This window comes from Enterobacter sp. JMULE2 (assembly GCF_013337145.1).
GTDB classification, from domain to species: domain Bacteria; phylum Pseudomonadota; class Gammaproteobacteria; order Enterobacterales; family Enterobacteriaceae; genus Enterobacter; species Enterobacter mori.
Genome location: NZ_SGWD01000010.1, coordinates 503,952 through 523,936 on the forward strand (window position 1 = coordinate 503,952; position 19,985 = coordinate 523,936).

Here is a 19,985-nt window from a genome sequence, read left to right on the forward strand (position 1 = left end):
CCCAAAATGAATTCTTAAATTCTGCGAAATTTGCAGGGGGATACCGTCCAATTATTCACGTAGCTACACCTTCACTTTCACCCATTCGAGACCACGATCGTTATGATACTGCGCTGCCATCCTGTCTGATGAGTGACCTGGTAGCTGCTGGGTATTGAAGCCTTGCCCCTCATACAGACGCTCCGATATGCGCATGGTACGCCGACAGGAGCGTCCGTTTCTGCCTTCGTCAGGCCAGTTCATCAAGTGGTGCAGGGAGGGGCGCTGCGTGCTGGGGATCACCACTGCTGACGTCATGGTTAAATACTGAAAGTGACGTAAGCTGGTGTTTCGTTACCCGAGCAGCGAGCAGTATCCGTGGTCAAAGCCGGTTTATTACCACATCTGTCTGGAGCTGCGTCGCCGCGGAACTGATGGCCAGCTGTGTCACAAATAACCCGAGCGTAAGGCCGCCTCATTAAAAGTAATAATATTGAAAATTAATATAATTATTCCTTTGGGGTGAAAATTCCTTGAGTATCCCTATTCAAAAGTTGTTTATTTAATTTGCTCTTCTCGGATTCCTGATTTGCAAAATACTCTCTTATCATTTCGGGCGTCAGATTTGTTAGCCCAGAAAGCAAGCCACCGCCGCCCAAAGTTTGAAGCTCTTCTGGATGTTTTTTCTTGTATGAATTGAATTGCTCGCTTAATAAATTGTAAGCGTTATTTATTTTTTCTAATGATTCCTTAAGCTGAACAATAACATTAGTAGATTGCTCAAGCTTTAGTTTGAGTTCACCTACTAACAGTGTCTCGTTCCGTAGTTTTTCTTCTTTATCTTTCAATTCAGAAGTAAGAATGCCCATTCGGTCTTTTGACTCGATAATTTGTTCTTTCATGGCCTGAATATCTTTTTCAGCGCCTGTTTTAACCTTATCATATGTCACATCTTGTTTAGCCTGTAACCTTTGGAGTCTTGTTACGCGTAGAATTTGTTTTGCTTTACGATAATTCTCTATGGAGTCATTGTTATCGAGTGGTTTGGCTTGCCATCTTGAAATAACATTATTTACCCATGGGAGAAAGCCACATATTACAATTACTGAAACGCAAGGATAGCCGGCTACTGTTTTCCAGGTGCTGTTAGTGGTGATGAACTCAATTTTATTTAGAATGTCACCATCGCTAAATAAAAGGTATAAAAGGGATTTCCAGTTAAATGCACACCAAGACAGCGCGAATGCTCCTAATGCAGGATTCTTGACACGTTGTACAGTTGTACTAATCGTAGATGAAAATAATTCTTTGAATGTTTCCAGCATGTTCAGTCTCTTCGATTGTAAGTCGTTGCAACTAATATGATGACATTAGTCATCAATGATTGCTACATGAATAATAACGATAAATACTGGCTTTTGCATATGCCTTTAACTGGTCATGAGCGAGTATTATTACCGTTGTTATGCTCAAGCCTGGCTTTTGATAAAAAGGCATACTTCGTTCATTGCAACGGAGGGAGCTCGTTAAAAGCATAAATGTGACGAAGTTCAGGGCTACTTGCTTGGAAAACCGGCCGCCATTGCCGATCTCAATTTAAACGCAAACGTACTGAATGTTTAAACGCGGTTTTCAGCCCTGACTCAGGGAAACGTCAACGAAAAACCGGGCTTCTCGCCCGGTTTTCTATCTTACGACCAGCACCGGACATTTCGCATGCCTCACCACTGCCGCCGCGTTTGAACCCAACAGATACGTCGATATATCAGGTTTGTGGGAAGCGATGATAATCAGGTCGGCAGCGATCGTGTCAGCGAGCTTAAGGATTTGATCCTTAGGGGAGCCCGTCACGGCGTGAGTCTGTATCTTGTCTGCAGGAATTTTGAATTGTTTAACGATTTCATCCAGTTTTGCCAGGGCCGCGTGCTGGAAATCTTTTAGCTTCGGCATTTCCACGGAGTAGGCCAAACCTAATGATGAATAATAAGGAAGCGATGGAATAACAGTAAGAAAGTGGACTTTGGCCGTATTCAGTGCTGTATGTGCCTGAACGAAAGGAATAACCATGTGCGTCAGGCTATCCTCCGAAATATCAATTGGAACCAAAATTGAGTTGTACATGTGTCCCTCCTGAGTGTTTTTCACACAATTCAGGTTAGACCGTTAATTGCAGGAAAACAGAGAGCAAGCTGACATAACGGGTACAAAGATCGCGTAAGGTTCGGAAAGAATGTTTTTTAAGGCGTCATCTGTTTTTCAATAATACCCGGTATACTACTTGTCCTTTTTTACAGGCGATAACAGACAAGGCAGGAAGTATGTCTCTTCGTTCGCTGCGGGCGTTATGCCTGACAAGTTTTTTCATTGCCGATGTCCGAGATGGCCTCGGTCCTTTTCTCGGCATCTTTCTGACTGAACGCCACTGGGCCCCCGATGGTATCGGCATCCTGATGACGGCCGGTGGGCTGGCGGGGTTACTGGCCACGCTTCCGGCTGGGTTTATCACCGATACCTCCCGGAACAAGCGCTCCGTGCTGGCACTGGTCTGCACCCTGATTACCCTGAGCACGTTGCTGCTCTGGTTTAGCCAGCAAACTGGCGTTGTCGCCGCTTCGCAAATGGTCACCGGCATCTGCGCGGCGTTTGTGGGGCCGCTGATTGCCGGGATTACGCTGGGCCTGACCGGTCAGGGCGGGTTCAGCGCGCAGATGGGGAAAAACGAGGCGTTTAATCACGCGGGCAATTTCATGACCGCACTGATAGCAGGCGGAATTGCCTGGTACTGGGGCGTCGGGGGGATTTTCCTGCTGATGACCTGTACGACGCTGCTCACGCTCTGCGCGCTGCTTGCCATCCGCAACGGAGACATCGACAACGACGCGGCGCGTGGACTCTCCTCTTCAGCGAACCTGCCAGTGCCCGGCTTTGCGGTGCTGATTAAAAACCGCGCGCTATTTGTGACCGGACTGACGCTACTGCTGTTCCACCTTGCGAACGCTGCGCTGCTGCCGATGCTGAGCATGAGGGTTGCTGCGGCACCCGCCTCGATCAACCCCGGTTTGTATGCCGCAGGTACCGTCATCATCTCTCAGGCCGTGATGATCCCCGTCGCACTTTGGGTCGCAGGCCGGGTTGAACGCTACGGTTATTGGCGCTTAATTATGCTGGCGCTGCTGGTCATGCCGGTGCGCGCTGCGCTGGCGGCGTCTACGGACGCGCCTCTGATGATGATCCCGGTACAAATCCTTGACGGTCTGGCTGCCGGGATCCTGGGCGTCGTGGTACCGTCGTTTATTGTGGTGCTTTTGCGCGGGAGCGGGCACGTCAATGCCGGGCAGAGTGTGGTGATGCTGATGCAGGGGGTTGGGGCATCCATGAGCCCGGCGTTAACCGGGACGATCGCCGGTCATTACTCGTTTGCGACGGCATTCAGTGTACTGAGCGCGATTGCCCTTGTTGCCGTCCTGCTCTGGTGGCGATGTGCTCACCGGACCTGGGAAATACCTGCGCCGGGTGGGGCATAGCCCCACCCGGCGAAACGCTTACGCCAGCTCGTTAGGGCAGGCTTCACCTTTTTCCAGCTGCTTCAGATTCCCCAGCGTGGTTTCTGAAATACTGATCAACGCTTCGGCAGTCAGAAACGCCTGGTGTCCGGTAAACAGCACGTTATGACAGGCAGACAGGCGGCGGAACACGTCGTCCTGAATCACGTCGTTGGACTTGTCTTCAAAGAACAGGTCACGTTCGTTCTCATACACGTCCATGCCCAGCGCGCCAATTTTCTGGGTCTTCAGCGCTTCGATAGCGGCCTGAGAGTCAACCAGTCCGCCGCGGCTGGTGTTGATGATCATCACGCCATCTTTCATCTGGTCAAACGCCGCCTGGTTAAGCAGGTGGTAGTTTTCCGGCGTCAGCGGGCAGTGCAGGGAGATCACGTCAGACTGGGAGAACAGCGTCGGCAGGTCAACATACTCCACGCCCAGATCCAGCGCGGCTGCGCTTGGGTACGGATCAAACGCCAGCAGGCGCATACCAAAGCCTTTCAGGATCCTCAGGGCAGCGACGCCAATTTTGCCGGTGCCGATAACGCCAGCGGTTTTACCGTACATGGTAAAGCCCGTCAGGCCTTCCAGCGAGAAGTTGGCATCACGGGTGCGCTGATAAGCGCGGTGAATACGTCGGTTCAGGGACATCATCATGCCGATGGCATGTTCCGCGACCGCTTCCGGGGAGTATGCCGGAACGCGTACCACCCTCAGACCCAGCTCCTTCGCCGCGTCGAGGTCCACGTTATTGAAGCCTGCACAGCGCAGGGCGATATACTTTACCCCTTGCTTTTTCAGCTCTTCCAGCACCGGACGACTGCCATCATCGTTCACAAAAATGCAGACGCCTTCACAGCCGTGCGCCGTTTTGGCGGTTTTTTCAGACAGCAGAAAGTCGAAAAATTCAAGCTCAAACCCGTAAGCCTCGTTAACATGTTGCAGATACTTTTTGTCGTACTGCTTTGTGCTATATACCGCGAGTTTCATAAGACTTTCTCCAGTGATTTTGCATTCACGTTAGCATGATTAAAATAATCTTACAATTTATAAAATATTATTGAATTCAATAAGTTCTATCAATTATTCTAGAGCATCTATCCTTAAAAAAGGCATTCACTTCAACTGACTGGCTAAACATGCGACAATGATCGGCAATGTCGGCTTAATTCTTTCGCTAAATCAGGATATTAACTGCCCATGAAGGGTAAATACAAAGCCGCGATTGCGCTTTTACTGCTGTTGATTTTGGTGCCGCTGACGCTGCTGATGACGCTCGCCCAGTGGGTGCCAACGCTCGCCGGGATCTGGCTCCCCGTCGGAACGCGTATCGCTTTCGAGGAAAGCCCAAAACTCACCCGTCACGCGCTGGTGATCCCCGATCTTCGTTATCTGGTGGATGAGTGTGAAATTGCGCGTATCGATAACGTGACGTTGTCACACCCAAGCCGCTGGAAGCTTGATGTAGGCACCCTTGAGCTTAACTCCGTCTGCCTCAGCAAACTCCCTCAATCTGCGCCGTCGACGGTCGCACCCAAAACGCTGGCGCAGTGGCAGGCGGTGTTACCGAATACCTGGCTGACGGTGCATCGTCTTTCTCTTGCCCCCTGGCAGCAGTGGGAGGGCGAACTTCATGCGTCACTCACTCCCACTAGTCAGGAAATTACCTATAAAGGTGAGCAGGTCAGCATTAAAGGCCAGCTACGCGGACAAACTCTCTCTGTCAGTCAGTTCGATATTCGCCTTCCAGACCAGCCGCAGCCTGTCAAACTGGTCGGGAAATTTACCCTGCCGCTGGTGCCGGACGGAATACCGGTGAAAGGGCACGCCGTTGCCACCTTTAACGTGCCACAGTTAACCTCGCTGGTCGATGCCGATCTGGACTGGGAAGACAATCAGGGGCAACTGGTGGTGATGGCGCGGGACAATCCCGATCCGCTGCTCGACCTGCCGTGGCAGATTACAGCCGAACAGCTGAATATCAGCGACGGACGCTGGAACTGGGCGCTGTCCGGCCTGCCGCTGAGCGGACGGGTTGGCCTGCGTATTGAGAACTGGCAGCAGGGGCTGGAAAAAGCCACCGTTTCCGGGCGACTGAATGTGCTCACGCAGGGCGATGCGGGCAAAGGTAATGCGGTGCTGAATATCGGCCCGGGTTCGCTTAGCATGGAAAACAGCGATATGCCGCTGTATTTGAGCGGTGAGGCGAAACAAAACGATCTCATTCTCTACGCCAAACTCCCGGCCAAACTGACCGGAAGCCTCAACGATCCGCAGCTTTCCTTTGAACCCGGCGCGCTGCTGCGTTCGCGCGGTCGCATTATCGATTCGCTGGATATTGATGAAATCCGCTGGCCGCTGGCGGGTGTGAAGCTTACGCAAAAAGGCGTAGATGGCCGACTTCAGGCTATTCTGCGCGCGCATGAAAATGAAATGGGCGATTTCGAACTGCACCTGGACGGTCAGGCCAACGACTTTTTACCTGATAATGGCCTGTGGCAGTGGCGCTACTGGGGAAAAGGGAGCTTTACGCCTATGCACGCGCGCTGGGACGTCGCCGGTAAAGGCGAGTGGCGTGACGCGCTTATTGAGTTAACCGAACTCTCGACCGGATTCGACAAGCTCCAGTACGGCACCATGACGGTAGGTGAACCGCGCCTGGTTCTGGAAACTCCCGTTCGCTGGAACCGCGATCCGGCCAAACCCTCCTTTAGCGGCGCTCTGGCGCTGAATGCCGGACAAACGACGTTCTCCGGCGGAAGCGTACTGCCGCCTTCGGTACTGAGCTTCAGCGTTGATGGCACCGATCCGACACTCTTTCAGTTTAAGGGCGACCTCCACGCCGACAAAATTGGTCCGGTACAGGTCAATGGACGCTGGGACGGCGAACGCCTTCGTGGTCAGGCCTGGTGGCCGAAACAGTCGCTCACCGTGTTCCAGCCGCTGATCCCACCAGACTGGAAAATGACGCTGCACGATGGCGAACTGTATGCGCAGGTGGCCTTCTCGGCTGCGGCCGGTCAGGGCTTTGAGGCGGGCGGACACGGGGTGCTGAAATCCGGCAGCGTCTGGATGCCGGATAACCAGATTAACGGTATCGACTTTGTCCTGCCGTTCCGTTTTAGCGAAGGCACATGGTCGCTGGGTACGCGAGGGCCGGTCACATTGCGTATTGGCGAGGTGCAAAACCTGGTCACGGCGAGGAATATCACCGCGGATTTGCAGGGGGACTACCCCTGGAGCGAGGAGAACCCGCTGTTGCTCACCAACGTCAAGGTTGAGGTACTGGGCGGGAAAATCACCATGCAGCAGTTGAGGATGCCGCAGCACGATCCGGCCCTGCTGCGCGTGGACAATATCTCGTCCAGCGAGCTGGTAAGCGCCGTCAATCCGAAACAGTTTGCGATGTCCGGGCCGGTCAGCGGCGCGCTACCGTTCTGGCTGGACAATGAAAAATGGATCATCAAAGATGGCTGGCTGACCAATCCGGGGCCGATGACGCTGCGTCTCGACAAAGACACGGCTGATGCCATTGTGAAAGACAATATGGTCGCAGGGGCGGCGATTAACTGGTTACGCTATATGGAAATTTCCCAATCGTGGACAAAACTCAATGTAGATAATCTGGGTGTATTAACGCTGCAGGCGACCATTAAAGGCACCAGCCGCGTTGATGGCAAAAGCAGTTCCGTGAACCTGAATTACACCCACGAAGAGAACGTATTTACCCTCTGGCGCAGCCTGCGCTTTGGGGACAACCTGCAAACATGGTTTGAGCAACATGCGGCGATACCGGGTCTCCGCAGTTCGACGGGCAAGGAAAGTGAGGAACAACAATGAAAAAGATGGCTGGTGTGCTCACCGTTGCCGTTGCCGCGCTGATGACAGGCTGTACGCCGCGCATTGAAGTCGCTGCGCCAAAGGAGCCGATTACCATCAACATGAACGTCAAAATCGAACACGAGATCCATATTAAGGTCGATAAAGACGTTGAAACCCTGCTGAAATCGCGCAGCGATCTGTTCTGAGGACGCCATGAAACGAACGTTAGCTCTCATTTTACTGGCGCTGGGAATGCACGTGCAGGCGGCAACGCTTACCCTGAATGACGCCCGTGAACAGGGGCGTGTGGGGGAGACCCTGAGCGGCTATATCGCGCCGATCAAACACGATGCCGAAACGCTGGCGCTGGTCAGCCGCATTAACGCGGCGCGCACGGAAAGCTATCAGAAGCTGGCCGACAGCAATAACTTACCTGTAGACGAAGTGGCAAAAATGGCGGGGCAAAAGCTGGTTGCCCGCGCGCAGCCGGGGGAATATGTGAAGGGTATAAACGGTAAATGGCTGAAGAAGTGATCAGCGGAAGCGCTTGCGATACTCTCCCGGAGACACGCCAAAACGCTGCTTAAACGCCGTTGAAAAATGGCTGTGATCGGCAAAGCCCCAGCTGTAGCCGATCCCCGCCAGCTTTTCATCATCGCTGGCGGAGCGCAACACCTGCGCGCAAAGGTCCAGGCGGCGGTTTTTGATGTACTGCGCCACGACCAGCCCCTTATCGGCAAACATGCGGTACAGGCTACGTACCGACATGCCGCTCTCTGTAGCAATCCACTCCGGTCGCAGGGCATCAGACTGAATGTGATCGTCAATCAGCGAGAGGACGTGCTGGAACTGGCGTTCCTTTCGCGGCTGGACGACGTCACGTTGCTGAAAGGCCGGGCGGAGCAGGCAGACCATCGCCTCCAGCGCCGCTTCGCTCTCCCTGTCGCTCAGCTCCGCATTTCCCATACTCTCCTGCAACAGGCGGTGGCTCAGCTGTACGGTCGGCAGGCTACGCGAAAGCGTCAGCGCGCAGCTCACCTCCTGAAAACGACACTGCTGCTCAATGATTTGACGCGGCACGAGGAGTGAAATCTGGCGGGATTTATCCTGCCAGGAGATGGAGCAGGGGCGCGACGCGTCGATGAGCGTTATGTCGCCGGTATGGAGAATGGAACGTCGGTCATCCTGTTCAATCTCTGCACCGCCTTCAAGCTGAAACACGGCGTAGAACCAGGCATCGTTACTGTTTTTAATTTCCCGGCGGGTACGGAACAGGTTGACGTTGCCTGCGGTCACGGTGCTGAGCTTCAGGCTTCTTGCGTAGCTGGTTTCCAGTTCGCCAATGAATGTGCCCTCTAACGGGCGAGCGTCAAACCGTCCGCAAACCTGGTTAATTTGCGCCAGCCACTGCTGATACTTTTCCTGTTCGCTCGCACATGCCATCGTTTATCTCGCCGCACCGTCAATGTTTTTTCATTGTTGCATTTGTGTTGCAATTTGTCAGAGCCATGAGGCTGACTATAGGAAAGAACACTCACTGGTAACAGCGTTATAAGCGGTAATTATCATGTTTTGCGGAGCCTGTCACAGGTGGCAAAGCGAATGTCACACAGACAAAAGCGGGAATGCGAAACGCCTCGTAGACTGCATTAACACCCTACGAAGAATAACGAAGGAGTACCCTATGTCTGAATCACAGGTAGCCGTCCTGCCCGAGGTCCAGCGTTTTATGGATCGCCACCACGGCTTGTGGATTGAAGGGCGTCAGGTTGCGTCCGATAGCGAAAAGCGTCTGAACGTCTACAACCCAGCGACGGGAGAGGTGATTGCCTCAACCGCGGATGCCAGCGTCGATGATGTGGATCGTGCGGTGATGTCCGGCTGGCGGGCCTTTGTCGCCCGCAGCTGGGCAGGAAAACTTCCGGCAGAGCGTGAACGCATCTTGCTGCGTTTTGCCGATCTGGTCGAACAGCACAGCGAGGAGCTGGCGCAGCTGGAAACGCTGGAGCAGGGGAAGTCGATCAACATTTCCCGCGCCTTCGAAGTGGGCTGTACCCTGAACTGGATGCGCTATACCGCCGGGCTGACCACCAAGATTGCGGGGAAAACCCTCGATCTCTCCATTCCATTGCCTCAGGGCGCGCGCTACCAGGCGTGGACGCGCAAAGAGCCGGTTGGCGTTGTGGCCGGGATTGTGCCGTGGAACTTCCCGCTGATGATTGGCATGTGGAAAGTGATGCCTGCGCTGGCGGCGGGCTGTTCCATCGTGATTAAACCTTCAGAGACCACGCCGCTCACCTTGCTGCGCGTTGCGGAGTTAGCGAGTGAGGCGGGTATTCCGGATGGCGTGTTCAACGTGGTGACCGGGAGCGGCGCGGTATGTGGCGCCGCGTTAACCTCGCATCCGCATATTGCGAAAGTGAGTTTCACCGGCTCGACCGCGACGGGGAAACAGATTGCGCGCGTGGCGGCGGATACATTGACGGGCGTTACCCTGGAGCTGGGCGGCAAAAACCCGGCTATCGTGTTGAAAGATGCGGACCCGGCGTGGGTGAGCGAAGGCCTGATGACCGGCAGCTTCCTGAATCAGGGGCAGGTCTGCGCTGCAAGCTCGCGTATCTACATTGAAGCGCCGCTGTTCGACACGCTGGTGAGCGGGTTTGAGCAGGCGGTGAAATCCCTGAGCGTCGGGCCGGGCATGTCGCCGGAAGCGTTTATCAACCCGCTGGTGTCGCGTGCGCACTGCGATAAGGTGCAAACTTTCCTGGATGAGGCGACAGCACGCAACGCAGAGCTTATTACCGGCAACCGCGGCCCGGATGGCAAAGGGTATTACGTATCGCCGACGCTGGTGGTGAACCCGGATGCCGCGCTGCGGCTGACCCGCGAAGAGGTGTTTGGCCCGGTGGTCAACCTGGTGCGCGTATCCGATGCAGAAGAGGCGCTCCAGCTGGCAAACGACACCGAATATGGCCTGACGGCCAGCGTCTGGACGCAGAACATCAGCAAAGCGCTGGAATACACTGACAGGCTGCAGGCAGGCACCGTGTGGGTGAACAGCCATACGCTGATCGACGCCAACCTGCCGTTCGGCGGCATGAAGCAGTCTGGTACCGGACGTGACTTCGGCCCGGACTGGCTGGACGGCTGGTGTGAAACCAAGTCGGTGTGCGTGCGCTATTAAAAAACAAGCCGGGTGGCGGCTACGCCTTACCCGGCCTACAAAACCAACATATTCCTGAGATCCCGTAGGCCGGGTAAGCGCAGCGCCACCCGGCTTTTATTTACAGCGACCACCGATCCCGCCCAGCCTCTTTTGCCCGGTACAGCGCGGCATCGGCACGAGCGATAATTTCTGTCCCCGCCAGACCTTCGACCCGCCCCGCAATCCCCATACTGGCGGTAACATATTCGCTGACTTTTGAGGCGCCGTGCGGTATGGCTTCCGTACGCAGGCCGTCCTGAATACGCAGGGCAACCTTTTCCGCGATATTTGCCGGGCAGTTAAACAGGATCACCACAAACTCCTCGCCACCATAGCGTGACACCACATCTTCAGGGGTTCGCACCGATTTCTTAAGCACCTCCGCCACGCGTGTGAGGCATTCGTCACCCGCCTGATGGCCATAGGTATCGTTGTAGAGCTTGAAGTAATCGATATCCAGCATAATCACCGAGAAGGTTTTTTTCTGCTCTACCGCGTTTTCCAGCACCACTTCCATTTTCCGGCGATTAGCAGTTTTGGTTAATGGATCCTGATGCGCCAGCGCATCCAGTCTGGAGATCAGCAGCTGGTTTTGCTGGTTACGTCGCCAGGCTTCGTCAAACCAGCTCAACAGGATGAAACGCCCGCAGATCAGGATCAGCGTAAAGACGCTCCAGATAATAATGAAGTGAAGGTTGAGGCCATCGTTTCGTACCCAGCTTGCTATCGGCAGGGTGATCCAGAGCGGCAGCACAAAGGCGAGCAACCCTTTAGGGTAAAAATAGAGCGCCGTTAAGCCGGAGAGTAATAAAATGACGCACAGCGGCCAGACGTGCGGGAGCAGCAGATGGGTGATAAACCAGAAACAGGAGACCGACCAGATGGCGCTACAAATAAACAACACCACACTGATACCGGCGATGCGCCGCCAGGCCATGAGGATCAGCGCAGCTGAGAGGAGGGTTATGCCCAGCATGGAGGCATCGACTATTTTCGTCAGCTGCGGTGAGTGGGGATAAAGGGGATCGCCGGCCTTAAGCAGAACGTGTCGCAGCAGAATCATCACCGCGAAGCTGATATTGACGAAGGCCAGCCATGGCAGGTTCATCGCCAGCCCATGCATGACCATGGCATGGCGCGTTGGCCAGGTTGCCCGTTCAAGTGTCGGTTTTTTTCTTTTTTCCATTAACGCTTTTTACCCTTTCTGGCGAACACGTGAAGCAGGAAAGAGCGGACGAGCCGCCCTTTTGCGTGACCGTTACGGTGTCACAATGTTAAACCAGAAATCAAATTTATCCATATATCCAAGCATAGAATCCAGTTTAGCGCCGTCACCGGTGAGTTTCACGTCGCCGCTCTGTTCGGCCTGTTTGAGCGTCACCTCTTTGAGGATAATTTTGTTCAGCGTGTCGCGGTTAAGGGTGAGAGTAGCGTCTGCATCCTTCGCCTCCGCGTTTGCCGTGTGGTTCAGCACGCCGTTTTCCAGCTCGAGTTTGTATTTCCCGCCATCGCTGCCAAGATCAATGTTAAACACTGATTTGGCGTCACCTGCTTTTTGTCCGTTGATGTGAACGGCAAGGTAGTCAAAGAACATCTCCGGCGTCATCGCGCGTACCGTATCCGGGCTGGCGGTATTCGGCGTTGGCCCTTTCACCACGCCGTTACGCAATTCCTGCGCGCCGGTCAGGTAGAAGTTACGCCACGGGCCGGATTCAGCCTGATAGCCAAGCTGTTCCAGCGCATCCGCTTCCAGGTTGCGCGCCGCCTGGTTGTTCGGATCGGCAAAGACCACTTTGCTTACCACCTGCGCCACCCAGCGGTAGTTCCCCTGGTCGAAGTCGGTTTTCGCCTTGCTCAGGATGGCATCCGCGCCGCCCATATACTCCACGAATTTCTTCGCGCCTTCTTCTGGCGGCAGTTCATCCAGCGTCGCCGGATTGCCGTCAAACCAGCCCAGATACAGCACATAGGTGGCTTTTACGTCATGGCTCACCGAGCCGTAATAGCCGCGGTTAGCCCAGGTATGCGCCAGTGAATCCGGGAGCTTGAAGTTAGCGGCGATCTCGTCGCGCGTCAGCCCTTCATTCGCCATACGCAGCGTCTGGTCGTTGATGTAACGATAGAGGTCACGCTGGCTTTTCAGCAGTTTAACCACGTTTTCATTACCCCAGGTCGGCCAGTGGTGTTGTGCCATGATGATTTCGGCTTTGTCACCCCAGCGCACAATCGCCTGGTTGATGTATTTCGACCACGGCAGCGGCTCGCGGATTTTGGCCCCGCGCAGCGAGTAGGTGTTGTGCAGGGTATGGGTCACGTCCTCAGCGGATTCAATCAGTTTCTTCTCTTCGATATACCAGAGCATTTCGGATGGCGCTTCGGAGCCCGGCGCGAGCATAAAATCATAGGTCAGGCCGTCGATAACCTCTTTCTGCCCATCTTTTTCGATTATGTTGGTCGGGGCAATCAGCGTCACCGTTCCGGCGGAGGTGGTCGTGCCCAGGCCCGCGCCCACCTGACCTTTGGCATCTGGCTTCAGCAGGTTGCCATACATGTAGCTGGCGCGGCGGCTCATGACGTTACCCGCCATGATGTTCTCGGCAACGGCCGCTTCCATAAACCCGGCAGGCGCGTAGATTTTCACCTTGCCGGACTTCACGTCGGCTTCATCCACCACGCCGCGCACGCCGCCATAGTGGTCAACGTGGCTGTGGGTATAAATAATGGCGACGACCGGTTTTTTGCCGCGATTTTTAAAATAGAGATCCATCCCGACCTTCGCCGTTTCTGCCGACACCAGCGGGTCAACCACGGTAATACCTTCTTTCCCTTCAATGATGGTCATATTTGACAGGTCAAGATTTCGTATCTGATATACGCCATCGGTCACTTCAAACAGGCCGCTAATATTAATCAGCTGAGATTGACGCCATAAGCTGGGATTAACGGAGTCTGGTGCTTTATCGCCTTCTTTAATAAACGAATATTGCTGTGGATCCCAGATAACATTTCCTTGTTCCCCTTTGATAATGTCCTGAGGAAGAGGCGCAATAAAGCCTTTATGGGCGTCCGTGAAATCGGTATTGTCGGAGAAGGGAAGCTGATTAAACAGGGCGTTATTGGCTTGTTGCGTGGCGGCCGTGGCATCTTTCGGCGCTTCTGCGGCATACGCGGAACTGACGGAAATAAAAAGTCCAGCCAGAGCTAGACTCTTAACGATCAAATTGAATTTCATCCTAAAACCTCTCAATGATGTATTACGTCGCTTGTGGAAAGTTCGCGTCCTGGCAGAAAGTGATTCAAAAAATGAAATGAAAAAAATGAGGTAGAAATAACTATAATCGGGGAGATGTATTCAGCAAGTAAATGGATGAAAAACCGGGCATTGCGCCCGGTACGTTATTTATTTCTGTTCGTCTTTTTTCTTTCCGAGCGTTGGCGTCTCGTCGAAGAAGTTCCACGGTTTAAGTAGGGTATGTACCCATTCCGTCGGCATGATCGGCCACTCTTCCGCGCGGGCGACGTGGGTAGTCCCGGTGGTCATCCAAACCACGTCATCCTGGTCGTTGAGCGACTCGTTATCCTTGCTGTACTGCCCCAGCCCCGTATCGTGGATGGAGCGGTTCGGGAATTTGCCTTCCGGGTAAAGTTCATCCGGATGGTAGCGCGTCACCCACAGCTGTTTGTCCATAAAGCTCAGGCGATGGTAGATCCACTCGTCCGGGGCAAATTTCGCACCGCTTGCCACCGGGTGCGTACCGCCCGCGTAAGGGATAATCTGATACGAAACCGGGTTGCCCATGCGATTCTCTTTACTTGTGTTGCTCAGCAGCCGAATGGTGCCCGGGTCGAACTTCTGCGCCGCCTGCTGTTCGGTGTCAATGTCGTACTGATTCACCTGCATGGTGCTGGTGCGCGGGCCACCGGCGGTATTCGGCTTCACTTCCGGGTCCATCGCCACCAGCTTGTTGTTGATGCCGTCCACATCCATATCCAGGCGGAAGTTGTAGATGTGCTGGTGGGTGGTGCCGACGATGTTATGGTCGATCAGCGTGCCGTATTTTGTGTCGTCTTTGGCGGTGGCATCATGCATGGTTTTCGCCTGAACGCCTTTTACCGCCTCGATACCCGTTGCACCGGCGTCAATACCGACGGTGCCATTTTCATGGAACACCCAGTCGAAGATGTAATCGTAGTTGCCCACGGTACTTACCCAGCGCACCACCAGTTCACGACGTTCGGTGCTGACGTTCGGTTGGCCCATCTCCTGATGCTTATATTCCGGCCCCGCGTAGCGTTCGAAAATCGCAATCGCGCGCGGGATCTCCATCGGCGCGCCGGTATAATCCGGGATGGTTTCATTGAGCATCACGGCGTTGGACGGCACGTCTTTACCGCGCACCAGCGGTGAGGTCAGGGTGCCCATACCGTAGTCGCCGGAGTCGAGATAGGCTTTAAAGTACCAGCCCACGTCCGGATCGCCATAAGGGACGATCATGCCGCCGAGCGACCCCTGATACATCACCTGGCGCTTTTTGCCGTTGTCGTTATACGTAACGGTTGAAATCATCGGGCCCACGCGGGAGTCCAGGCTCAGGTGGAAATCCCAGTTCTGCCAGTGCACCATATCGCCGGTGATGGTGTAGTTCTTGCCTTCCGGCTCGACGATCTCCAGGGGTTTTTTCACCGTTTCTACCCGGTCGCGGCCGTCATACGGGCGCGGGGTGAGCGGAACCGGGATGACCGGGCCTTCTTCGATCTTCTGAATTTTCTTCTGTTCAAGATCGACAACCGCGACCAGGTTCTCAATCGGGTGCGCCCAGTAGTTGCCGTCGCCCACGTCCAGATAGCTCACCACCTTCAGCAGGCGATCTTCCTGCTTCAGGCCATCCTTGCCGTCGAAATAGCCGACGGTCAGCGGGGTGGTAATCACTTTCTTCGTATCGGTGATACCGCGCTTTTTCAGCACTTCGGCAAACTCGGTGCTCTCGTTGATGATCTGCTGTACCGTGGCGAAATCATCCAGCAGGACCATGCCGTGCGCGTCTTTCACCGGTTCCCAGCGCAGGATTTTTTTATCCTTCAGGCCCACCACGCTTTCGATAACGTGTTTGCCATCGAGCATGACGATCTTCGCCTGGCGAGGGGCATCCACAGCCGTACCGTTGAGCACAAAGTCCCACACTTTGGCTTTCTCCGGTTCTGCAAGGGCGATCTGGGTAAAGCGGGTATTGGGTTTAAAATCCGCCGAGGTTTTCACAATCTCAACGGCTTGCTTAATTTCGTCCGCCGTTAGCGCGTTTAACGGGTGAGGGCGTTTTTCAACCTGGAAGGTCTGATCGAGGCCTGACTGGAAAACATCGTTGATAAAGGTCTCAGAGATAAAGGCTTTTTTGCCTTTCATCACCACCGGTACCTCAAGCTTGAGGGTTTTACCGTTGACGATGGCGGTTTTTGCGCCCGGTTTGACCTTCACAAAGGCACCGTCTTTCGCAATGGTGAACATCTGTGCGTAATCATGCCACTGAACGTCCGCGCCAAAGTCCTGCAGCGTTTTGTCCATCGGGACCATGTGCGCCTCACTGCCGTGGGCGAAAACAGGGGATTGCCAGGCGCAACACAGCGCAACGGCCATGGCCAGCGCCGTTCTACGGGCAGAAAAAGAAGAATTGCTTCCCATCGTAGACCTCATCTTGTTGTGTTTATTGTGTTGTGACAGCCTTATCCTGACAGGCCCATGAGAAAAGCGTTTGCCTGCATCTGCCAGTTTATTTGTCAGTCTTGCCAGGTTAAAAAAAGAGCGGGGCGGTGTCACACCCCGCAGGTCATCGTAGGCCGGGTAAGCATCGCGCCACCCGGCAGGAAAGGCGTTGAAGGGAAGGTGTCAGAAATCGCCCTGCTGGCGCGCCACCAGCGTCAGGATGGAGTAGAGCGCCACGGCCTGCTGGTGCTGGTTGAAAATCTCAACCGCCCATTCCACCACGCCGGTCGGTTTTTCCTCTGCGGTGCGCTGTTTCTTCAACGTTTTACGCTTGCAGGTCAGACGCACCTGAATGGTATCGCCCGGTTTAACCGGCTCGATAAAGCGCAGGTTTTCCATGCCGTAGTTGGCAATGACTGGCCCGACACCCGCATCAACAAACAGTCCTGCAGCAGCGGAGATCAGGAAGTAGCCGTGCACCACGCGCTCGCCAAAGATCGACTCTGCCGCACCGATCTTATCCATATGGGCGTAGAAGTGGTCCCCGCTCAGGCAGGCAAAGTTCACAATGTCCGCTTCCGTGAGGGTGCGGCGCGGCGTCAGCAGGCTGTCGCCCGGCTGTAGCTCTTCAAAGTATTTGCGGAACGGATGCACGCGATCTTCCAGCACCGTTGCGCCACGCACCCACTGTTTGCCAATGGCCGCCAGCATCGTCGGACTGCCCTGAATCGCGGTGCGCTGCAGGTAATGCTTCACCGCGCGCAGGCCGCCCAACTCTTCGCCGCCGCCTGCGCGGCCCGGGCCGCCATGCACCAGCTGAGGCAGCGGGGAGCCGTGGCCGGTAGACTCTTTTGATGATTCCTCGTTAAGGATCAGAATACGCCCGTGGGCGCGCGCCGCACCGGCAATAAACTGGCGGGCAATGTCCAGGTCTGCGGTGACCAGCGTACCCGCCAGGCTGCCGCCGCCCGCGCGGGCAAGCTGCATCGCGTGGCGTGCATTGCGATACGGCATCAGCGTTGCAACCGGGCCGAAGGCTTCCGTCGCGTGGACGGCAGGGATTTCATCCGGCTGCGGGCAGAACAGCAGGGTCGGTGGGAAGAACGCGCCCGCGGCCTGCAAATCCGCTTTGCCGCCCAGTCGGATCTGGCAGCCTGCGGCGAGCAACTGCTCCACTTTCTCCTGCACGTCCGCACGCTGTTCGGCATTGACCAGCGCGCCCATCTTCACCCCTTCCTGCGCCGGGTCGCCCACCACCACCTTTTCCAGGCGGGCAATCAGCGCCTGGCTCACGGCGTCAATCTGGTTTTGTGGGACGATAATCCGGCGAATGGCCGTACATTTCTGCCCGGCCTTGGCGGTCATCTCACGGACGACTTCCCGGATGAACAGGGCAAACTCCGGCTGTTCCGGCGTGACGTCTTCCCCCAGCACGCAGCAGTTCAGGGAGTCCGCCTCCATGGTGAAGGGAATGGAATTCGCCACAATATTCGGGTGCACGCGCAGGCTTTGCCCGGTGCTGGCGGAGCCGGTAAAGGTCACCACGTCCTGGCTGTCGAGCTGATTCAGCAGGTCACCCGCGCCGCCGCAGATCAGGCTGATGGCGCCATCCGGCACCAGTCCGCTTTCCACGATGGATTTCACCATCGCCTGCGTTACCTGTGCGGTGGCGGTAGCGGGTTTGATAATGGCGGGCATCCCGGCAAGCCAGGTCGGCGCCAGCTTTTCCAGCATCCCCCAGCAGGGGAAGTTAAAGGCGTTGATGTGCACCGCCACGCCGGATTTCGAGGTCAGGACGTGGCGCGCCGCAAAGCCGCCTTCTTTCGACAGCGGGATTAACTCATCTTCCGGCCACAGCGTGTCGTCCGGCAGCTCGCGGCTGCCCAGGCTGGCGTAGGTGAAGAGGGTGCCGATGCCGCCTTCAATATCAACCCAGCTGTCCGCCTTCGTCGCCCCCGTCTGGGCTGACAGGGCATAGAACCTCTCTTTCTCGCCAAGCAGGTGCTTTGCCACCGCCTTCAGCATGGCCGCCCGTTCGATAAAGGTCATCTCGTGAAGCGCTTCACCGCCGCGCTCAATCGCATAGCGACGGGCGTCTGCCATGTCCAGCCCTTCGCTGGTCACGCTCCAAAGCGCTTCGCCACTGATGGCGTGATAAATAGTGCGTTCGCGGCCCCGGCCAGACTGCCAGGTACCGGACACGAAGCTGGCTAACTGCTGCATCGCTTATCTCCAAATGTTTCGTGATTTCACTATTAATAGTTTGATCGTGAATCATAAAAATCAAGCCGAGTTTTAATGAATTGTTAACATTGTGATCCGGTCTGATGAATTTCAGCGGGCAAAGCGTCTGTGAAGAGGGCGCAGAGTAAAAGCCTTGCGAGCAACATCACAAAACCAGGAAACAATTCTTGGGGTTATATTTAACCTTTGTGTAACTTTTAAAAAATAAAGTGATTCAACATTACGCTTTAATTTGCAAACTAACGAATCATAAAGGTGATGACGTGACGCAAGAACAACGGTTTGAGCAGCGCATAGCGCAGGAGACGGCGATTGAGCCTCAGGACTGGATGCCTGACGCCTACCGTAAGACGTTGATCCGCCAGATTGGTCAGCATGCGCACTCCGAAATTGTCGGCATGCTGCCCGAAGGGAACTGGATCACCCGCGCGCCGACGCTGCGCCGGAAAGCGATCCTGCTGGCGAAAGTGCAGGACGAAGCCGGGCACGGGCTCTACCTCTACAGCGCGGCGGAAACGCTGGGCTGCGCGCGGGAAGACATCTACCAGAAGATGCTCGACGGCAGGATGAAATACTCCTCCATCTTCAACTATCCAACCCTGAGCTGGGCCGACATCGGCGTGATCGGCTGGCTGGTAGATGGTGCCGCCATCGTCAACCAGGTGGCCCTGTGCCGCACTTCCTACGGTCCATATGCCCGGGCGATGGTGAAAATCTGTAAAGAAGAGAGCTTCCACCAGCGTCAGGGCTTTGAAGCCTGCATGGCGCTGGCGCAGGGAAGCGAGGCCCAGCGCCAGATGCTCCAGGACGCCATCAACCGCTTCTGGTGGCCCGCGCTGATGATGTTCGGGCCGAACGACGACAACTCGCCGAACAGCGCCCGCAGCCTGGCCTGGAAAATCAAACGCTTCGGCAATGACGAACTTCGCCAGCGCTTTGTCGATAACACGGTGCCGCAGGTGGAGATGCTGGGCATGACGGTGCCGGATCCCGACCTGCGTTTGGATGAAGAGAGCGGCCACTACCGCTTCGGCGAGATCGACTGGCAGGAGTTTGAAGAGGTCATTAACGGGCGCGGCATCTGCAACCACGAACGCCTGACCGCGAAACGAAAAGCCTGGGAAGAGGGGGCGTGGGTGCGCGAAGCCGCACTGGCGCACGCGGAAAAACAGCGCGCCCGTCAGGCCGCATAAGAGGAAATAACCATGAGCAATGTCTACTGGCCGCTGTACGAAGTGTTCGTACGCAGCAAACAAGGGTTGTCCCACCGTCACGTGGGCAGCCTGCATGCCGCCGACGATCGCATGGCGCTGGAAAATGCGCGTGACGCCTACACCCGCCGCAGCGAAGGGTGTTCTATCTGGGTGGTTAAGGCGAGCGAGATTGTCGCCTCCCAGCCGGAAGAGAGCGGTGAGTTCTTCGACCCGGCGGAAAGCAAGGTTTACCGCCACCCGACGTTCTACACCATCCCTGACGGCATCGAGCATATGTGAGG

16 protein-coding genes and 1 pseudogene are annotated in these 19,985 nt (G+C 55.4%); 8 read left to right on the forward strand and 9 right to left on the reverse strand.

Going from position 1 to position 19,985, the window contains the following annotated elements; genetic code table 11:
* Positions 1-63: 63 nt before the first annotated feature.
* Positions 64-297 carry a hypothetical protein gene (locus EXW94_RS28150; protein WP_254797822.1) on the reverse strand — a complete coding sequence of 78 codons (234 nt, stop codon included), beginning with the start codon at positions 295-297 and terminating at the stop codon, positions 64-66.
* Between EXW94_RS28150 and EXW94_RS03360 the strand changes: the two are divergent.
* Positions 188-433: pseudogene (locus tag EXW94_RS03360) on the forward strand (replication protein P); the annotation flags it as partial. The gene EXW94_RS28150 and the pseudogene EXW94_RS03360 sit on opposite strands and share 110 nt — an antisense overlap.
* Positions 434-488: 55 nt before the next feature.
* Here the strand turns inward: EXW94_RS03360 and EXW94_RS03365 are convergent.
* Together EXW94_RS03365 and uspF are read right to left on the reverse strand one after the other, a co-directional pair.
* On the reverse strand, positions 489-1,304 hold the full coding sequence (locus tag EXW94_RS03365; RefSeq protein ID WP_174339468.1) for a hypothetical protein: 816 nt from the start codon (positions 1,302-1,304) through the stop codon (positions 489-491).
* 361 nt (positions 1,305-1,665) lie between these two features.
* Positions 1,666-2,100, reverse strand: coding sequence for a universal stress protein UspF (gene uspF / locus EXW94_RS03370; RefSeq protein ID WP_108416950.1), 435 nt, complete (start codon positions 2,098-2,100; stop codon positions 1,666-1,668).
* 197 nt (positions 2,101-2,297) lie between these two features.
* On the opposite strand from uspF, the gene EXW94_RS03375 reads away from it, so the two are divergent.
* The gene (locus EXW94_RS03375) at positions 2,298-3,503 is read left to right on the forward strand and encodes an MFS transporter (protein ID WP_174339469.1); all 1,206 of its coding nucleotides are present in this window, start codon (positions 2,298-2,300) and stop codon (positions 3,501-3,503) included.
* 18 nt (positions 3,504-3,521) lie between these two features.
* Here the strand turns inward: EXW94_RS03375 and EXW94_RS03380 are convergent, their stop codons facing one another.
* Entirely contained in the window at positions 3,522-4,511 is a 990-nt protein-coding gene (locus tag EXW94_RS03380) for a 2-hydroxyacid dehydrogenase (protein WP_174339470.1), read from the reverse strand.
* Positions 4,512-4,721: 210 nt separating this feature from the next.
* Here EXW94_RS03380 and EXW94_RS03385 point away from each other — a divergent pair, with 210 nt between their 5' ends.
* Genes EXW94_RS03385 through EXW94_RS03395 form a run of 3 tightly spaced genes read left to right on the forward strand, consistent with a single transcriptional unit; the run spans position 4,722 to position 7,877 of the window.
* Positions 4,722-7,361: a YdbH family protein gene (locus EXW94_RS03385; RefSeq protein WP_174339471.1), complete on the forward strand. Its 2,640-nt coding sequence runs from the start codon at positions 4,722-4,724 to the stop codon at positions 7,359-7,361.
* Positions 7,358-7,549: a YnbE family lipoprotein gene (locus tag EXW94_RS03390; protein ID WP_010430706.1), complete on the forward strand. Its 192-nt coding sequence runs from the start codon at positions 7,358-7,360 to the stop codon at positions 7,547-7,549. The genes EXW94_RS03385 and EXW94_RS03390 overlap by 4 nt, the downstream gene beginning before the upstream one ends.
* Positions 7,550-7,556: 7 nt before the next feature.
* Complete coding sequence (locus EXW94_RS03395) at positions 7,557-7,877, forward strand: YdbL family protein (protein WP_126817415.1); 321 nt, start codon at positions 7,557-7,559, stop codon at positions 7,875-7,877.
* Here EXW94_RS03395 and feaR read toward each other — a convergent pair whose 3' ends face one another.
* Positions 7,878-8,786 (reverse strand): transcriptional regulator FeaR, encoded by a 909-nt coding sequence (gene feaR / locus EXW94_RS03400; protein ID WP_126817413.1) that lies wholly within the window; start codon positions 8,784-8,786, stop codon positions 7,878-7,880.
* Between the two features lie 241 nt (positions 8,787-9,027).
* On the opposite strand from feaR, the gene EXW94_RS03405 reads away from it, so the two are divergent.
* Positions 9,028-10,527, forward strand: a complete 1,500-nt coding sequence (locus EXW94_RS03405; RefSeq protein WP_174339472.1) for an aldehyde dehydrogenase family protein — start codon at positions 9,028-9,030, stop codon at positions 10,525-10,527.
* A gap of 100 nt (positions 10,528-10,627) precedes the next feature.
* Here EXW94_RS03405 and EXW94_RS03410 read toward each other — a convergent pair whose 3' ends face one another.
* From EXW94_RS03410 to paaZ, 4 genes are all read right to left on the reverse strand, one after another.
* Positions 10,628-11,734: a GGDEF domain-containing protein gene (locus tag EXW94_RS03410; RefSeq protein WP_174339473.1), complete on the reverse strand. Its 1,107-nt coding sequence runs from the start codon at positions 11,732-11,734 to the stop codon at positions 10,628-10,630.
* 72 nt (positions 11,735-11,806) lie between these two features.
* On the reverse strand, positions 11,807-13,780 hold the full coding sequence (locus EXW94_RS03415) for an alkyl/aryl-sulfatase (RefSeq protein ID WP_174339474.1): 1,974 nt from the start codon (positions 13,778-13,780) through the stop codon (positions 11,807-11,809).
* Positions 13,781-13,948: 168 nt separating this feature from the next.
* Positions 13,949-16,225: a primary-amine oxidase gene (gene tynA / locus EXW94_RS03420; RefSeq protein WP_174339475.1), complete on the reverse strand. Its 2,277-nt coding sequence runs from the start codon at positions 16,223-16,225 to the stop codon at positions 13,949-13,951.
* Positions 16,226-16,429: 204 nt separating this feature from the next.
* The gene (paaZ, locus tag EXW94_RS03425) at positions 16,430-18,469 is read right to left on the reverse strand and encodes a phenylacetic acid degradation bifunctional protein PaaZ (RefSeq protein ID WP_174339476.1); all 2,040 of its coding nucleotides are present in this window, start codon (positions 18,467-18,469) and stop codon (positions 16,430-16,432) included.
* 284 nt (positions 18,470-18,753) lie between these two features.
* Here paaZ and paaA point away from each other — a divergent pair, with 284 nt between their 5' ends.
* Both paaA and paaB read left to right on the forward strand, forming a co-directional pair.
* Entirely contained in the window at positions 18,754-19,683 is a 930-nt protein-coding gene (gene paaA / locus EXW94_RS03430; RefSeq protein WP_309232508.1) for a 1,2-phenylacetyl-CoA epoxidase subunit PaaA, read from the forward strand.
* 12 nt (positions 19,684-19,695) lie between these two features.
* Positions 19,696-19,983 carry a 1,2-phenylacetyl-CoA epoxidase subunit PaaB gene (paaB, locus tag EXW94_RS03435; protein WP_003857353.1) on the forward strand — a complete coding sequence of 96 codons (288 nt, stop codon included), beginning with the start codon at positions 19,696-19,698 and terminating at the stop codon, positions 19,981-19,983.
* The last annotated feature ends 2 nt before the right edge of the window (positions 19,984-19,985 follow it).

Bases quoted from the DNA above. Each gene is read 5' to 3' on its own strand.
- EXW94_RS03380 (WP_174339470.1), bottom strand. From the start codon at position 4,511: ATGAAACTCGCGGTATATAGCACAAAGCAGTACGACAAAAAGTATCTG.
- EXW94_RS03395 (WP_126817415.1), top strand. From the start codon at position 7,557: ATGAAACGAACGTTAGCTCTCATTTTACTGGCGCTGGGAATGCACGTG.
- EXW94_RS03385 (WP_174339471.1), top strand. From the start codon at position 4,722: ATGAAGGGTAAATACAAAGCCGCGATTGCGCTTTTACTGCTGTTGATT.
- EXW94_RS03390 (WP_010430706.1), top strand. From the start codon at position 7,358: ATGAAAAAGATGGCTGGTGTGCTCACCGTTGCCGTTGCCGCGCTGATG.
- EXW94_RS03410 (WP_174339473.1), bottom strand. From the start codon at position 11,734: ATGGAAAAAAGAAAAAAACCGACACTTGAACGGGCAACCTGGCCAACG.
- EXW94_RS03375 (WP_174339469.1), top strand. From the start codon at position 2,298: ATGTCTCTTCGTTCGCTGCGGGCGTTATGCCTGACAAGTTTTTTCATT.
- uspF (WP_108416950.1), bottom strand. From the start codon at position 2,100: ATGTACAACTCAATTTTGGTTCCAATTGATATTTCGGAGGATAGCCTG.
- EXW94_RS28150 (WP_254797822.1), bottom strand. From the start codon at position 297: ATGACGTCAGCAGTGGTGATCCCCAGCACGCAGCGCCCCTCCCTGCAC.
- EXW94_RS03365 (WP_174339468.1), bottom strand. From the start codon at position 1,304: ATGCTGGAAACATTCAAAGAATTATTTTCATCTACGATTAGTACAACT.
- paaB (WP_003857353.1), top strand. From the start codon at position 19,696: ATGAGCAATGTCTACTGGCCGCTGTACGAAGTGTTCGTACGCAGCAAA.
- feaR (WP_126817413.1), bottom strand. From the start codon at position 8,786: ATGGCATGTGCGAGCGAACAGGAAAAGTATCAGCAGTGGCTGGCGCAA.
- tynA (WP_174339475.1), bottom strand. From the start codon at position 16,225: ATGGGAAGCAATTCTTCTTTTTCTGCCCGTAGAACGGCGCTGGCCATG.
- paaZ (WP_174339476.1), bottom strand. From the start codon at position 18,469: ATGCAGCAGTTAGCCAGCTTCGTGTCCGGTACCTGGCAGTCTGGCCGG.
- EXW94_RS03415 (WP_174339474.1), bottom strand. From the start codon at position 13,780: ATGAAATTCAATTTGATCGTTAAGAGTCTAGCTCTGGCTGGACTTTTT.
- EXW94_RS03405 (WP_174339472.1), top strand. From the start codon at position 9,028: ATGTCTGAATCACAGGTAGCCGTCCTGCCCGAGGTCCAGCGTTTTATG.